This window comes from Paenibacillus sp. BT-177 (assembly GCF_025846815.2).
GTDB lineage: Bacteria > Bacillota > Bacilli > Paenibacillales > Paenibacillaceae > Paenibacillus > Paenibacillus polymyxa_C.
This window is the reverse complement of the sequence record NZ_JAOYTP010000002.1, coordinates 594321-610127: the sequence shown is the minus strand read 5'-3', so window position 1 is coordinate 610127 and position 15807 is coordinate 594321. Positions and strand designations below refer to the sequence as shown.

General features: G+C 41.9%; 16 protein-coding genes, 1 pseudogene and 1 other annotated feature. Of the genes and pseudogenes, 6 read left to right on the top strand and 11 right to left on the bottom strand.

Annotation, left to right across the window (positions count from 1 at the left end; genetic code table 11):
• Positions 1–111 precede the first annotated feature (111 nt).
• Positions 112–972: a TrmB family transcriptional regulator gene (locus tag OIU26_RS09160; RefSeq protein WP_013369717.1), complete on the top strand. Its 861-nt coding sequence runs from the start codon at positions 112–114 to the stop codon at positions 970–972.
• 84 nt (positions 973–1056) lie between these two features.
• On the opposite strand, the gene OIU26_RS09155 is transcribed toward OIU26_RS09160, so the two are convergent.
• From OIU26_RS09155 to OIU26_RS09140, 4 genes are all read right to left on the bottom strand, one after another.
• A complete protein-coding gene (locus OIU26_RS09155) occupies positions 1057–2679 on the bottom strand; it encodes a DUF1593 domain-containing protein (protein WP_264216613.1) in 1623 nt (540 codons plus the stop codon).
• Positions 2680–2915: 236 nt separating this feature from the next.
• Positions 2916–3998, bottom strand: coding sequence for a bifunctional 3-deoxy-7-phosphoheptulonate synthase/chorismate mutase (locus tag OIU26_RS09150; RefSeq protein WP_013369718.1), 1083 nt, complete (start codon positions 3996–3998; stop codon positions 2916–2918).
• A gap of 84 nt (positions 3999–4082) precedes the next feature.
• Positions 4083–4356, bottom strand: a binding site (T-box leader).
• Positions 4357–4455: 99 nt separating this feature from the next.
• Positions 4456–4620, bottom strand: coding sequence for a hypothetical protein (locus OIU26_RS09145; protein WP_264216612.1), 165 nt, complete (start codon positions 4618–4620; stop codon positions 4456–4458).
• A gap of 107 nt (positions 4621–4727) precedes the next feature.
• Positions 4728–4988: a hypothetical protein gene (locus OIU26_RS09140; protein ID WP_264216611.1), complete on the bottom strand. Its 261-nt coding sequence runs from the start codon at positions 4986–4988 to the stop codon at positions 4728–4730.
• Between the two features lie 183 nt (positions 4989–5171).
• Here OIU26_RS09140 and OIU26_RS09135 point away from each other — a divergent pair, with 183 nt between their 5' ends.
• Positions 5172–5459, top strand: a complete 288-nt coding sequence (locus OIU26_RS09135; protein WP_264216610.1) for a hypothetical protein — start codon at positions 5172–5174, stop codon at positions 5457–5459.
• 132 nt (positions 5460–5591) lie between these two features.
• On the top strand, positions 5592–7481 hold the full coding sequence (locus OIU26_RS09130; protein ID WP_264216609.1) for an ATP-binding protein: 1890 nt from the start codon (positions 5592–5594) through the stop codon (positions 7479–7481).
• Between the two features lie 99 nt (positions 7482–7580).
• Here OIU26_RS09130 and OIU26_RS09125 read toward each other — a convergent pair whose 3' ends face one another.
• From OIU26_RS09125 to OIU26_RS09110, 4 genes and pseudogenes are all read right to left on the bottom strand, one after another.
• Positions 7581–7817, bottom strand: a complete 237-nt coding sequence (locus tag OIU26_RS09125; RefSeq protein ID WP_013369723.1) for an NHLP leader peptide family RiPP precursor — start codon at positions 7815–7817, stop codon at positions 7581–7583.
• A gap of 75 nt (positions 7818–7892) precedes the next feature.
• Positions 7893–8828, bottom strand: coding sequence for a hypothetical protein (locus OIU26_RS09120; protein WP_264216608.1), 936 nt, complete (start codon positions 8826–8828; stop codon positions 7893–7895).
• Between the two features lie 178 nt (positions 8829–9006).
• Positions 9007–10044, bottom strand: a complete 1038-nt coding sequence (locus OIU26_RS09115) for a polysaccharide deacetylase family protein (protein ID WP_419185403.1) — start codon at positions 10042–10044, stop codon at positions 9007–9009.
• Positions 10045–10149: 105 nt separating this feature from the next.
• Positions 10150–10815: pseudogene (locus OIU26_RS09110) on the bottom strand (glycoside hydrolase family 11 protein).
• Positions 10816–11200: 385 nt separating this feature from the next.
• Between OIU26_RS09110 and OIU26_RS09105 the strand changes: the two are divergent.
• Positions 11201–11683: a hypothetical protein gene (locus OIU26_RS09105; protein WP_264216607.1), complete on the top strand. Its 483-nt coding sequence runs from the start codon at positions 11201–11203 to the stop codon at positions 11681–11683.
• 50 nt (positions 11684–11733) lie between these two features.
• On the opposite strand, the gene OIU26_RS09100 is transcribed toward OIU26_RS09105, so the two are convergent.
• From OIU26_RS09100 to OIU26_RS09090, 3 genes are all read right to left on the bottom strand, one after another.
• Positions 11734–12228: a hypothetical protein gene (locus tag OIU26_RS09100; protein WP_264216606.1), complete on the bottom strand. Its 495-nt coding sequence runs from the start codon at positions 12226–12228 to the stop codon at positions 11734–11736.
• An 86-nt stretch (positions 12229–12314) separates the two neighbouring features.
• Positions 12315–12821, bottom strand: coding sequence for a DJ-1/PfpI family protein (locus tag OIU26_RS09095; RefSeq protein WP_137077996.1), 507 nt, complete (start codon positions 12819–12821; stop codon positions 12315–12317).
• A 255-nt stretch (positions 12822–13076) separates the two neighbouring features.
• Positions 13077–13544 (bottom strand): AbrB/MazE/SpoVT family DNA-binding domain-containing protein, encoded by a 468-nt coding sequence (locus tag OIU26_RS09090; protein ID WP_058711174.1) that lies wholly within the window; start codon positions 13542–13544, stop codon positions 13077–13079.
• Between the two features lie 184 nt (positions 13545–13728).
• On the opposite strand from OIU26_RS09090, the gene OIU26_RS09085 reads away from it, so the two are divergent.
• Together OIU26_RS09085 and OIU26_RS09080 are read left to right on the top strand one after the other, a co-directional pair.
• The gene (locus tag OIU26_RS09085; RefSeq protein WP_264216605.1) at positions 13729–15126 is read left to right on the top strand and encodes a helix-turn-helix domain-containing protein; all 1398 of its coding nucleotides are present in this window, start codon (positions 13729–13731) and stop codon (positions 15124–15126) included.
• A gap of 227 nt (positions 15127–15353) precedes the next feature.
• Positions 15354–15608 (top strand): aspartyl-phosphate phosphatase Spo0E family protein, encoded by a 255-nt coding sequence (locus tag OIU26_RS09080; protein ID WP_264216604.1) that lies wholly within the window; start codon positions 15354–15356, stop codon positions 15606–15608.
• Positions 15609–15807 lie beyond the last annotated feature (199 nt).

The window sequence follows — 15807 nt, the reverse complement described above, 5'->3', positions numbered from 1 at the left end:
GCTACTATAGTTACTACTATGAAAATACTACTAAAAAGATAATTTGTATATCAGTTTTTGTCAAGGGGAAGTGATATAGTAAGGAAGAACATGAATTGAGGAGAAGACGTCATGAAATCAAAACCAAACATATTAGAAATTCTACGTGATTTGAATTTTAGTGAATATGAAGCCAAGGCTTATGTGACCTTATTGGAAAGCTCTCCACTTTCGGGATATGCCGTTTCATTGAACTCTGGAGTACCGAGATCCAAAATTTATGAGGTTTTGTCGGGGATGGTCAACCGTGGGGACATCATGGTAAGTCAAGAAAATACACCTCTGTATGTGCCGCTTCCTCCACATGAATTGATTGCCCAGAGAAAACGCAAAGCAGAACAGATTTTTAATGTGGCGCAAGAGAGTTTGGAGCAGTACACAGCATCGTTTCAAAATAGAGAGAATATTTGGAATATTTCGGGTTATGAAGCCATTATCAATCGCATCAACGAAGGTGTGAAGGGGGCAAAACACCGAATTTTACTGGAAATTTGGAAAGAGGATGCCGAGGTGTTCCGAGATGCCTTAGAGCAAGCTGCTCAACAAGGAATTGAGGTGATCCTTGTAGCATATGGTGATCTTAACTTTGATTTTGCTACTGTTTACCGCCATGATATGAGTGAGGAGATTACATCCGAAATCGGTGGTCGGTGGATTGTGCTTAGCGTGGATGACCGGGAGGTTGTAGCTGGCATACTTTCACTTGGTGATGACAGCCGCGCTGCATGGACGCTACACCCAGGCCTTGTAATGCCGATTACGGAAGTGATTATTCATGATATTTATATCATGGAAATCCTATATGAGTTCCGTGAAGAATTGGAGGCAAAATTCGGCCCTAATCTAATCCATCTTCGCAATAAATTTGCTATGGGTCCGAATGGAAAAGGATATTATGTTCCTTTGACTGAAAAGAGCATTAAACGTGTATAGAGATTGTTCGAGGTCCGATATGCAAAAATAAAAAGGCCCATGGAGTATTTTCCATGAGCCTAATTTATTGAATGCTGTCTTCTGTTATTTTACGGTTACAATCACACGCTGATAATGTTTCAAAGAATGTTTACCATTGTCCTGTACTTCTGCAATGATATGAATCGTATTTCCAGACTTCGCATCTGCCGGAACTGTGAAACTTGCAGTATTTGTGCCGCTACCTTGCAAATCAATTGTGTTTACTTTCTCGCCTTTAGCTAATTCTCGGTGAAGCCCAAGTTGCATATCACCCAGCATTTCAGGTTTAACTTGCGCGGGTTCGACCTTAGAATCTTCATAGGTGTCAGCTTCAAAATATCTCCACCATTTATAGGTCAATGCATCACCGTCAGGATCTGTTCCTTCTGCATGCAGGGTTATTTTCTCCCCTGGACTAGCTGTTAGATCTAATCCTTCTTTAATGGTCAATGTTGGATTATGGTTGGCATCTTTATAGTCGGATGCAATAGCCCAATCTGCACGGGCAGCAAAGTCATTTTGAATATCATCAAACCAACGCATCAGAGAATACTCTGCTTCGAATTTTTTCGTATGCACATCATAATCTAGTACGGTATTTCTAAATAATTTATCATTAACGACACCAAAACGACCTCCCCAGCCACCATAGGTTGGGTTTTCCATGCTCCGCAATCCGTTATCAATTAAATAGAAGAAGGATGGAGAATCTCCTTCAGAAATAAAGTCATACTTGTCGTATTGTGGATTTTTCTTTAAGTAGGCTTCACTGCCTCTTTGTTCTTCATCCAATTCACCTTTGATGATATTGCCATCGCCCATCAAGGCATACATATTCAGCAGCTTGCCATGACCGTCTTTAATATTTTTGAAGTTCCATTCCCCGTGCAACTTGCTGTTTACTTCTTCCGTGTGCATTTTCCAAGCATAAGCGAAATGCCAGAAGTTAGATTGATCATTGATAATTCTGATGTCAGGCCAATTTTTGGCGATGTAATTATTGTAGCTATCGTCCTGGTCCAAAATGATGTACAGAACGAGTTTATCGCTTACTTTTTTCCGAATCGTTTCCCATTGATCTGTATTTTTATATTCGTCTTCAATGGACTTTAGAGCTCTGGCTGTGGTATTAGTTCCACCCCAAGTTTGTACATACAGATCTCTTTTGTCATCGTCCATGAAAAGTGTTTTCAGGAAATTCGAACCTTCCGTTTCCTTGTCCATTTCACCTTTGTTTGAAATATTTCCTATCTTGGTAACGCTTTTAATATATTCAGGTTTTGGATACCCTTCAGCATGTTTGATTAGGTTGGGGTAAATATCTCCGTAGGCATCAATCATATCCATTACCCATTGGGTTCCAGTCCATCTGAATGGCTTGATGCCGGCCTTTTCATCACCTGCATAATGATATACGGAGCTAGTCAGTACAATCCCGGACAAATCCATTTCGTTAGAGTAGAGAAGAAAGCGTATGACTGAGTTCATATCATCTACTTCTCCGTCAGTAGTAATAACCGTTCTAGCCTTGGTCGCTTTATTTTCCACTTTATTTTCCGCTGGTTGTTTTGTTGGAGCAGCGCTTTCATTCTTTACGACGGCTGGGGCCTTAGCACCGCAACCACTTATGATCAAAATACATATCATAGCTAATAAAAAAATGCTTAACCCTTTTCTTTTTCTCATTTCTGTTCCCCTCTCTGAACGTTCCTATGATGATTTTTAGGATTATAACTATGAACGTATTCTTTTTATGCAAGATTTTTGGCATAAAAAAAACCTAAACATATATATGTCTCAACAAGAGTCGAGCATATATATATTTAGGTTTTGCCTGCATGATCAGTCACAATCCTGATTAAATTCTACATCATAATCCGAGAAAATGAAAGCGGTTTATGACTCTTGGCATAAAACTAGTTTTACGCTTTGAATAAACCGGATTCTTTAACTTCAGACAGGAAGTTGTGGAACTCAGGTATGTTCAGCTGTTGCTGAGCATCGGACAAAGCGACTGCCGGGTTCGGGTGAACTTCTACCATGATGCCGTCGGCACCAGCTGCCAGGGCAGCCTTGGCGCAAGGAGCCAGGATGTCCTTACGTCCTGTAGAGTGAGTTACGTCCACCAGTACAGGCAGATGGCTTTCCTTTTTCAAAATCGGAACAGCGGAAATATCCAGCGTGTTACGTGTCCATTTTTCATACGTACGAATACCGCGTTCAATCAGCATGACTTGTGTATTGCCACGGGAAACGATGTATTCAGCAGCATGAAGGAACTCTTCCATTGTGGCAGCCAATCCGCGTTTGAGCAGAACCGGAGTTCTGGTTTCACCCGCAGCTTTAAGCAATTCAAAGTTGTGCATGTTGCGCGCGCCAATTTGAATGATATCGATGTACGGGATGGCTTCCTCCAAATGTCTTGGATCGACGATCTCACTGATTGTAGCCAGCCCGAACTCGTCGCCAACGCGTTTGAGAATTTGCAGGCCTTCAATACCCAGCCCTTGGAAATCATACGGAGATGTACGCGGTTTGAACGCGCCACCACGCAGAATCGGCACACCGGCTTCCTTGAGAGCCGCACCTACCTCGCGAGTTTGTTGGTAGCTTTCCACCGAGCAAGGACCTGCAACCATGATGGAGGCTTTGCCGCCCACCAGTGTATCTTTAACCTTGATAACCGTGCTATCCGGCTGATTTTTGCGGCTGACAATCAGATGTTTTTTGTGTTCTTCTTTTTGATAGTTCAGAGAAGCCTTGAAAATATTTTTGAACAGCTGGCGAATCGTAGCATCGTCGAAAGGTCCGCGATTAGCTGCGATCAGCTTGTCCAGCATTTGTTGCTCGCGCACTGGATCAAAGTCAGGTACTCCTTGAGCTTCTTTCAATTTTCCTAGCTGTCCTGCCAGTTCAGCGCGTTGGGACAGCAGCTCCAGCAATTGCAAGTTTGTAGCATCGAGCTGTTCCCGCAACAGCTCCAAAGAATTTTCATTGGTTGACATACAGTACACCCTTCCCGATTTAAAAATTGTTTTTCTTTCAGCCCATAGACTTTTTGCAGAAAATAACACAAAAAGGCACTCGTCGCAAGGGACGAATGCCGTGGTACCACCCTAATTACAGAAGTATACATGCAAGTCGTCAACGTTATTCAATCGACGGCAGTAACCTCTGAGCTTGATGCCCGTAACGGGGGCTTCCGGAAACCTCTACTGCGGTCAAAGGAATGAATCCTTCTGTCGTCGGTTCAAGGCTCGACTCGGGAGTGAATTTCAACGCGGGATTGCGGCACGCTCTCAGCAATACGTACCTTTCTGTGGGAATCCGATGACGCTTACTTGTCTCCGTCTATGTCTTTGTTCATGGTATTCAAAAGATTTGACCTTATTTTAAACAAAGTGGATGCAGAAGGCAAGCCCTGATTTCCGATTCTAGTTTTTGCATTCCCTATCTGTGCTATCATCTTGCTTGATCTCTGGGTTCGGGCTTCGCTGATGCGACTCCTCGTGGGTTATCTTCGGCTATGCCATCGTCCGTATGGATCTTGTCCGCAGTCCTGCGGTCATCCTCTTCTACAGGATTCAAGGCTTTATAGCGTTTGTACTCCATATCAGCTTGAGACATCGGATCTTTATACATAGGAGATTAGTCAACTCCTTTCGGTATATACACTTCATTACCCGCATAGCAAGATGAGAAACCGCTTTCTTATCTCCTATAACATGCAGTAATTAATCCAGAATTTCGTCACTATCCAGTTGCTCCTCTTCATCCCCATCGGTACCATTCAGCAAATCTGTACCATGCAGGAATTCAGCAGGCGCAGAGGGATCAACAGGACTGTTCGGTGTCAGTTCATCGGCATCAGGTACGTCCTCCAGAGGAGTATCAGGCCCCTCGATCAGATTCTCCCAGTTTGTTTCTGCATTTTGCAGGGAAGGCTCAAAATCATGATCCTGTAGCTCAGTCTTTTGATTGTCGCGATTTGCCATCTAACTCAGCTCCTTTGCTTTTTGTTGCTTATTTCGACCTTACCCAAACCGCAGAACGGCTAAACTTAGAGTTAGTGTGTCTGTAAAAAGTTAAAATCATGCGAATAGGGATATGCTCTTTCCCAATAAGCGTTTTTTTGGTAACTGCTGTGATATGATAAAGAGGAGTTGGAGGGATATGAATTGGAATGGTACATGTTTGGTCCGATGATTAGTCGAATCCGAGTAGGTCAAAAGGCATCTACCCCAGGCTATTCGCGTACCGTTATTCGGTGTCCGGATGGTTTATACTGGACAGACGGCGGACAGGCCGGAAAAATAGTAGAAATACGCGATTATTTATTCTCCGATATTTGGACGATCTATGAGGATGAAGAATGTGAACCTTGGATAGGGCTTAGAGAGCAGATGGAGCAACGCGAACAGGAAATGATCATTAACCAATATGAAGATTTTACAAATAATGATTAAAAAGAACATGATACCCTTATTTTGAAGAAGGTATGAACATCATCGTATAGAATAATATAGTTTCAGGAAGATAAAAATGTTAAAACATATACAAATTTGTAAATCCTACTACGTAACTTTGAGGTGCTTAATATGAGGCATGTGCCCAAAGCTGTCGCCGCTCTGCTAGCGGTCATTGTGATACTATTGTCGCTGGACCACATCGGCTATGCGGCCAAAATGACCCCGGAAAGGGAGTATAAGATACCCTCCTGGGATATGAGATGGGGAGCAGAAGACGAGGATGGCTCTTTAGATGAGGTAACTGATCACAGTAAGGTCTGGATGCATATTGAAGATGATACACAGCTGCTCAAGCAGCTGGGCAATAGAGGCACCGCCTGGATTCGTATTAAGCTACCTTCGTTAAATGATGAAACACCAGCGGTGCTTTTTGAAAATATTTATGGCAGGCACATTACACTGTATAAGGATGGCACCAATTTTTATGAATCGTACCGTGGCTATAATTATGAGAATAATCGTATTCTGATTCCGCTGAAGCCAGAAGACAGTGGTAAAACATTATACATATGGACGGAAAGCAGTAAAAATAGACTGGGCATTATCGGAAATGTGATGACTGGTGATTATCGTGACTTGTTAGGAAACTTGGTCAGAATGGATGTCTTGGATATTGTACTGGGCAGTACATTTATCTTTATCGCCCTGGTGCTATTGATCTGCTCGTTTTTCCTGTTCCGTCCAAGTATGGCCATGTGGCTGTCCCTAAGCGCGATTGTATTGTCGATCGGTCTGATGATTGTAACGTATTCACCGTTTTTATATACGTTCTATCGCGGCTATGGCAAGCTGTATTTACAACTTTTTGATGTGGCGCTATTTATTCTGTTGCCTTCATTAGCCTTCTTTTTTGAGCAAAATATCAATTCAATTTTACTGATTCGGAAATTCAGAAAATTGTTAACCGCCTACTCTTTGTTCTGCTTCATCATCATGATTGTGAATTTAGGAGCACAGGAGCGACTCAACGATGTATATTATTTCTTCAGTGTAATCGTCCTCGGTATATTGCTTGTAGCTTTGATGGTACTTTTGGTATTTGCTTCGATTCGCATGGCGCTTAAGGGAGACCACGAAGCGATCATTTTATCGACAGGCTTTGCATTTTTTGCAGTCATCACGATCGCAGAACTCAGCTGGTTCTTTATCCGGGACGGACACTACAATATGTTTTTATGGAAATGGGGCGTGTTCGGTTTTGTCCTGGCATTGATTGCGATCTTGGGCAGAAGGCTGGCGGAAAAGCACAAGCAGGTGGTTCGGTATTCCAGAGAACTGGAGATGTTCAATAATGAGCTTCAACGTTCAGAGAAAATGGAGATTATTAGCGATTTGGCTGCATCTGTAGCTCATGAGGTACGCAATCCGCTTCAGGTTACACGTGGATTTCTTCAGTTGATGAGCAAGCAGGAGGATGGTAAGAACAAAGACTATCTGCATATCGCTCTGGAGGAGTTGGATCGAGCGTCCGCAATTATTACCGATTTTCTGACTTTTGCCAAGCCGGAGTTTGACCATACCAAAACGTTGACCATATTGGATGAGTTCAAGCATATTGAAGGAATTATCAGTCCAATGGCAAATCTGCAAGGTGGTAAAATTTCGCTGGATATTCCCCAGGAAATCAAAGTGCGCGGGAATTCCTCCAAATTCAAGCAGGCATTTATCAATATTATCAAAAACAGTATTGAAGCGTTGCGAGAACAGGGACATATTCATATATGGGCTTATGTGGACAATGGAGAAGCAGTCATTCATATTCGGGATAATGGTGAAGGGATGGATGCTCAGACCTTATCCAGACTAGGTGAGCCTTATTTTTCGAATAAGACTAAAGGCACGGGTTTGGGGATGATGGTGACCTTTCGGATTATTGAAACGATGAATGGTAAAATATCTTTTACAAGTGCAAAAGGGGTGGGAACAGAAGCGACCATCCGCTTCCCCGTAGCCGGATAACATCCGGCTTTTTTGCGTTCGGAGAAAACGGAGGGAAGCTTGCTGAGCCCACCCGCTTGAGATTAAAAAGTATAGATTAAATAAGCTACAAGAACCAATCTACCACATCGCGCGAGGTTTCTGGGATGTAGCGAGCACGCCTGAAGGGTTTGGAGGGATAACCAGATAAAATTGATCAGACGTTTCCTCTACCGTTTTGATTTGGATATGATCGGGGATCACGACTCCTAACACATCACGAATTGCAGATTTGGGATCTGCCATCAGTTTCTCCCTGAAACTGGCATCCTCCCAAGCTTTTTGAATGACTTGTGTTTGAAGAACTTCAGTAGCCATCAAAAATCACCCTCTCATTCAATTGGTTATAATTACCTAGTCAGTATACCACGTAAGACTCAGAAAAATCTAGCATTATTTCATATTTTTGGAGAGCCAATAATCAAGCCCGCCTCTTCGCAAATGTGAGCGTCCGCCTTCAATTTCTGCTGCCTCTTCGCTGAGCTCTGTTGCGATGGAATGTGCGAACCTATGCAGACCGTGGATGGAAGGCTCCATCGTCTCTAGCTCCTGGACTGATTGATTCGCAATGTTCACATAGCTGGCGAGCGCCCCGCGTACATAAATCGCTTCCTGAATTTGTTGTGGTCCTAGTCCTTCACAGTACGCCGTCTTTTGTTCGGCGCTGATATGGGACAATAGGCAGTTATAGCTATGTTCCACCAAGTCTTCTGACCAATCTGCCCAATCATCCGACATTTGGAGCACGAGCAAGCTCAAATCTGTCATATGGGTAACAGTCTGGATCAGATTGGCATGACCTGCGAGCAATAAGGCACCCGTCCCGGCCATTTTTAATGGGCTGGCTTTTAGTGCGACCTTATTTCTTTCACCTTGAAAATAGTCCTCTGTTCCTTCGGATATCACACTAACGGCCCATTCGTCCACATACGTCCGGGCATATGACCAAAAAGGAGAGGTTGCCGGAAAAAGCTCCTGATAAATGTTTAGACACTCGGTATAGAAAAGCTGACTTAAGGCAAGTTGCGTTTTGCGGTTGTCTACTGTTGTGTCCATCACGTCGTCTTGAATTAAATAATGAGCCATGACGAACACGTTGCCGAGTGACAGCTTGCGACATGTTTCGGGAGACAGTCCGGTCAGTTCCTGCAGCCAAAATGGAAGCAAATAGCATATGTAATTACGCGTACTGTCTTCCCGCAACGGATTAAACCGCGCCAGGTAGTCTAACCCCTCTTGCTGAAAGGGAACCGGAAATGTGGCCGTCCGTTCCTCCGCTTGGCGGAATACCTTTTCCAATTCTTCTTTGTATGCAAAATACCATTCCATGGCTACCACCCGCATCTCTTATAAATGTTTTTGTAGCGACTTCTAGTTGTTACCCGCCATTATATAAGAGATTGCGATATTGCAATATTATGTTATTTTTACATTGAGAATTATGTGAAAAAGATATCAACAAAAATCCCGGTCGGGAAGATCCCGCCGGGATTTTGTTTTTTTAAAATTAGATGATCTCCAAATAGTCAAGATAAGCATCCCATGTCCCATCATCGGCTGTTACAACAAGCTCAATCTTTTGATTTCCGGTGCCATGGTTGACATTTTTTAAAGTATAGACCGCAGGACTGCTCCCGCCGAAGTAGAAGGTACCCTTCGTTTGTCCACCAATTTTCAAGTCAACTTTGGCCATGTTGGAATTATTTGAAGCACCCCGGAGTGAAAAACTATGGGTACCGCTGGTGAAATTCTGTGTGAATTTCACCGAATCATTGTTCGTGTATAAAGCCACTCCGTTGAACGGCGAGCTGATATTTGAAGTGTACTGACCGCTCTTCGTCATATTTACTGCTTCGATTTTTGTGCTCGTGTTTGGCGGTGTTTCGTTGTTTTTGCCGTCAGGCGCTACCGCCCGGCCATTGCTTGGAGAGATCATACCAGAGCAAAGGTTACGGTTTTTGAGATTCTGTGCGATTTGTGGGATCGCTTGGAGTGTAGTCTGATACTGATCATGCATAAGGATCACATCGCCGTTTTTAAGTCTGCTTGCGGCAGCTACGATCTGTGCGGTGGAGGCGCCGTTCCAGTCCTGGGAGTCAACGTTCCATAACACTTCGGTAAGACCGTTTTGGTTCTCAATGGATTTGAGGGTTCCATTGGTCTCGCCATACGGAGGACGGAACAACTTTGGTGCCGTGCCAGTAATAGACTGTATTGTTTGCTGTGTGCGTGTAATTTCCGATGACATCTGTGATGCGCTCAGTTGCGTCATATGCGGATGTGACCATGAATGGTTACCGATCCACATGCCTGCTGCTTGTTGTTCACGTACGAGCGAAGAATTATTCTGCGCGTTTTGTCCAAGATTAAAGAGCGTTGCGCGTAATCCGTTTTGCTTCAGGGCACTAAGCAGTGCTCTGGTATTAGAGGGATTGGGGCCATCGTCAAAGGTTAACGCTACATAACCGTTCGAGCAATCAGCCGCATGCGCCTGATTGTTGGAGATTACCAGCGACCCTGTGAATAAAGACACGGTGATTGACATAATCGCCGTCCATTTTCCTAATTTAGCTATAGACAAGGTTCTTCCTCCTAACAATTTTAATAAACAGTAAGGTTAGTTGATTTTAGAGTCGTTCCGCCCTTAGGATTATCTGTCGTTAATCGTAATGGTATTATTAGTTACATTGGCACTGCCGCTGCTTTGGTATCCCTCTACAGTAAGTGAAGTTTCATACATCATGCCCATGCTTTCCCACTTTTTGAAGTGCTCGCTGACCGATATGGTTCCACTTGTGCGTTTGGATGTCCGGACACTCCAATACTGTTGAAAAGTTGTAATGTCTCCTTTAATAGAAGGCTGGTTAACCCGAGTGGTTTCATAAATATCATATGTTCCCCCGTCAACGGTAAAGGTGCCCTTTGGTGTTGCACCAGGTGGACGCCAGCTTCCCCAGCTATCGACGATGTAATATTCTACGAGCGGGTCAACTGCCCATCCATAGACGCATAAATAAGAATTACCATTTGGTTGGTAGTTGGCGCTGTAGTTACAGAAATATTTTCGATTTGCTGGTGTGTCTTGGTTTCGTCGAATTTCTTGCCTTTACGGAATAATGCATTTCCAATGTTACTCCACTGGGCACTGAACGCACCCCCACTATTAAGAGTCACACTTGTGTTCCCGAAATCTTTCCACAACTCAAAGTAGTAGTTGTCTTGGGTACCGGTTTGGTTAGAGGTAATCGTTGTTGCCGCCTGTGCATGCGGGTAAGATAAGCGAAAAACAAATCAAAATGGATAAAAATAACCGTATTCTTTTTGTTTCATTGGACTTTCCTCCTTATGTGTAAATGCGTGTAGTCTGACGGTGATGCAATGCATTCTGTAGTAGCTTGATACACCATTTATTTCCAAAAATATAGTTGTAATCGATTACAAATTAATATTATCATGTTACCCTTCATATTTAACCTGAAAAACTTCAAGTTATATTGTAGAAAGTTTAGTTGTTTATTTTTGCTCACTCTACACGATAGGGTTCTCAAGGAGCGCGTGAAGATCGAAGGTTGGGTGTAATTGTGATAGCAATGCTCATGAGCTCTTTTTCCCGTCTTATGGTTACTTAACAGGCGAAATACGAATAAAAAAAGCTGAAAGAGAAAATATAGATGAAAAAGGGTGAAAGGAGGGTCCACAACATGAAAAAACAATGGAAATTGACCGCTGCTATCCTATATGGAGGAGTAATGATGTTTGGTGCTACAAGTGCCGCAGGAGCATCCAGTATGGAATCAGAGCATTCGTTGCAAGCTCGCACTCCCAATAATTCAGTCCAAGGGGAAGCCCAACAGTGGAATGTTGAACCACAGGACGATCACGGGCACGGACATGTGCACAGACATAGACATAGACATGGCAAAAGGCCTGGCGGCTTGAATCACCATCTCAACGAGAAAGTAGCTAGGCTGCTGGGCATCACTCCTGTCCAGTTAGAGAAAGAGCTAGGACAGGGGAAATCGTTAGCCGAGGTTGCTAAAAGCAAAGGCATTCAAGAGGATCAGCTCATTGATAAATTGAAGAACGAAATGACCGTGGATTTGAAACGGCTTGTGAACCGTAAAGGTCCGATTACATTTGACCGTAAATCTGGAACTTCGAATGAAGCTCAATTGAAGCAATAGTCTGGGAGTAAAATTGTTTTACAATAAAAAAGGATGGGGAGAACCCATCCTTATATTTCAACTTCCTTATCATTTACGATGTCATATTTAGTTACTTTACCAGTGTATTTGTCTACGTAATAGAATCCATAAGTTGCAATGTGATCAGGGAAATCTTCGAAAGCTCTTAAAGAGTATTTTGTTCCTTCGATCCCTTCAACCATTACGTGTAAATTATATTTAGCGGCTTCATTTTTTATTTTATCCAAAAGAATATCGAGTGCTTGATTTTCTGTAATAATATTTTGTTGTCTACCTAAATACAGTTTGTTACCAACGAGGCTGATTTGTCTGCTTTCTGCAATTCCAATATCCTTAACAGAGATGTACGTGTTTCCGTTGTAAATTAAGCCCTCGGCAGTATTCTTTTTTGTACCCTCTAAAAATACATCAAACTTTTTCACAACAGCATGTACACTTGTTCCAGATGCAGCCATTGCGGTTGCACCCGTAATCATCATACCTACGGTTAAGCCCACGAATAGCCCCTTTAATTTGTCATTCATTCTAATTACCCCTTTTATGTATGTAAATTTATTTATTAATAATATCCCAAATACCACCATGCATAAAGTGATTGTTGTGAGGAGAATCAGCTATCTTTAAAGAGCTTAAAAAAATCGATGGTTTCATTAAAATCTTCATCATCCGTATAAATGTTCATGACCTTGCCTATTTCGATTGCAAAATCTACATACTTATTGGGTTTAGCAGATATGATATTCTTGTGTATTTCCAGGCCCGATGGATGACTCACATGATTTTTAGGGGAAACACCTGCTAGCTCTAGCAGTTCAGTGGCAGAACAAATGGTTGCGATCACTTTATGATCATTATTTAGTGCTTTAATGAGAGCTAGAAGTTGCTTGTTTGTCTTTAATTGAGTGTTATCTCCACCAGGTATAATTAGGAGTTGAATGTCCTCCGCAGACACTTCATCAAGGGCTACTGAAGGCGTAACTTTAAAATCCTCATAGGAAATGACAGGATCTTTGGTTACTCCAATCGTAACAATATCCCCTTTGGTTTTCATAAAATAGGTTGCTAGCATAATTTCAAAACTAACATAACCATCATAAATTAGAACATGTGACTTCATTGAACACCTACTCACAACGTTAATTTTTTTAGCTTCGAGTCTGGGAAATGCCTGTTTAGAAAGTTTGTATATAGACCGAATATATCATCTTGACGAGTTTAAATCCATATTTTACAGCAATATCATTTAGAAGTTTTGGTGATTTTAACTTGTTTAATTTTGATAAGTATGGTTTCGAAGTTAAAAAATAACCAGTCGCCTTGAAATAAACAGCGACTGGTTATTGGAGTTTACTGGGATCAAGTTAATCAACACCTATAATAGCTTTTTAAGCTGGGAAATACGGCTTTGTGACACGCCAAGCCATTCAGCATATTCGCCTTGCTGGGCTGTTGGATACTCACGCATAAGTCTTCTTAGATGTTCAACCAAATGTTGTGAAGACGATCGGTTCAGACTATTTTCCTTGCCCACAGCTTCGTTGACAGCAGGAACAGGTACTGAACATACCTCGATGTTTCCCTTCAAATCTTGTATGCATTTTTTACATAAAAATGAATGTCTGAAATAGCTTAAATCCTGGACCGAATGGCATAAGTGGCAGCAGACTCCAATATACTTCCGCATACTTAACAATCCGGTTTCAACATCCAAATAAAATTCTAAAGACTCGCCAGCTTGAATACCCATAGAGGTTCGCAATTCCTTTGGAATAACAATCCGGCCTAACGTGTCCAAGGGACGTGTCATACCTGTATTTTTCAAGTGACCTTCTCCTATCATAATAATCTATCATCCAATGATCTCCTAATAAAAATATAAAAATCTATAAAGTAAAAGTATTTATTGATGTTCCAAAAGATGGTATTATCATGAATGAAAAAACAGTAATTATACTATTTGTTTCAAAACTATATGAATTATTGAAAATGGGAATCTATGAAGATGCTGAAAGGGTGGTTTATCCATGGAAATCACACCTACGATACAGGCAGAAGTTCAAACCTATCTGAAACGAAAAGGCTTAACCATGACCGAATTTGGTCACACGATCGATTTGAATGTAGGTACAGTTAGTGGTATTGTGACGGGCAACCGGTCTATGTCTGTTCACCAACTGGATAGTATTACTGCGGGAATGAATTTACCACCGGATTATTTTTACGAACGATACATTGAAGAATGCATTGAAGAATGTCCGCTCAACTGGAAAAAAATCAGTCCGTTCCTGTACCGATGCATTGAGCTAGGGCGATTGGACTGCTTGCAGCGAGTTGTCATACTGTTATTGGATAACCCTAATTATCTGCCATCGCTTTTTGAAGTCGCCGAAAATGTATACAAAGACGGTTACAACGAAGCAGCCGCTTACTTATACAAAAAGGTAGCTGAAAGTGAGAAGCAGCAGCATTCAGAGCGATTGGCAATCTGCCAGTATCGCTTGTTCCAAATCAACGTCGGACAGGATCGGGCTGTAAACCTTCAGGCCGCCATCGAATTTGCCCCTTTTGTGGATCGTTTAGACGAGATAGAGCAATTGGATGCTTTAAAAGATTTGGCAAATGTCTATAGGTCATTAAGTATGTGGGACAAGGTGTATGAATTTGCACATCAGATGGGTCAGTTAGGACAACTCCAATATCATTTGGTTCACAATTCCAAGCGAAAAGGAACAGAGCCACGAAAAAAGCTAAGCAGACCATTGTTTGTATACATAGTTTACGCCGAATTGTTGTGTGCTAACGCTTGTGATGCAAAAGGAGATCATGCACAGGCATTAGAACATATTCGTGGTTATGCTGATTTAAATTGGGTAAAAGAGCAGGACCCTGATACACTTTATTGGAAACAGAAGTATCAACAATGGGCAAAAATTAATACTTACGTCAACAGGCTTATGTCTGGTGATATTAGTGTTCTGCCAGATTACGTAGAGCATATAGCTGCCGAAAAAGAGATCTTTTCCGAGCTACTAAACGTCCTTGAAGTGGCTAATCGCTATAATGTAGATGTAGATCATATTCTCCGGCGGTTTGAATCGCAAATTGCAGCGTATCAGGAGTCATCTTCTTCGGACATGTACACACAACAAGTGTTACCAGAAGAATACGTACGATTCTGGTACAAGATAGCCAAGTACAGCCTAAATAAAGGCAGATATACATATGGTTTCAAATGTTTATTAATCGCCTTTGAAAAAGCTGTTACAATTAATCATGTACTACTTATTGCCAATTGTTTTGGATTATTTCTTCATTTCAAAACACATGCGGCTCCTAAAACACAAGCTCAGTTCCAATCTATTTATGAGGAGGTGTGGGAGAAAAATGATCAAAAGGATGGCTTTCTGCTTGGTAGTAACTAGTTTTTTACTGGTATTCACAGTACCAGCTCAAACTGCAAATCTAAGCCATGGCACGATCCAAGTTCAAGGACACGTTGGTGGATCTTGATCGAGCACTAATTCATTTAATTTAGGCCAGCTTATTGCTGGTCTCTTTTTGTATTATTTTGTAATTTTTTGCTTCAAAATTGATCCTGACGTATTTGTACATCCCTTCTTAAAATGAGATTCAGTAGGAGGTATGTAGGATGAACAAGGATGAAACGGTAACGTTAACTCAACAAATCGAACATGCCAGACAACACTTGCTTGATCTTTACGCAGAGTATGGCTTAGGACATGCTTGTGTACTGGAGCAGTCTATGCTTTTGGATGAACTGATTAATCAGTTCAACCGTATGTTTCAGACCAGGAAGCAGCCTCACCCAGTTTTGGACCAGATCCTTAACAACGACGATGGTATGTTCAGTTTATCCCCCCATTCTTATTATGCAAAACTGTGACTTCTCCCACGTAATGCTTATAATTATTCTATATAATGACTTATTTTAAAACAAAATACATATCCATGTCATAAAATGTTAATCAGTTACGGACATGATTCAGCATGCTTAGACAACAAAAAAAAGCAGAGCTCAATATGTGAGCCCTGCGAAAGTCCTTGAGGGTGTTCGAATCCCCCATATTGAACGCTGAAGCAGA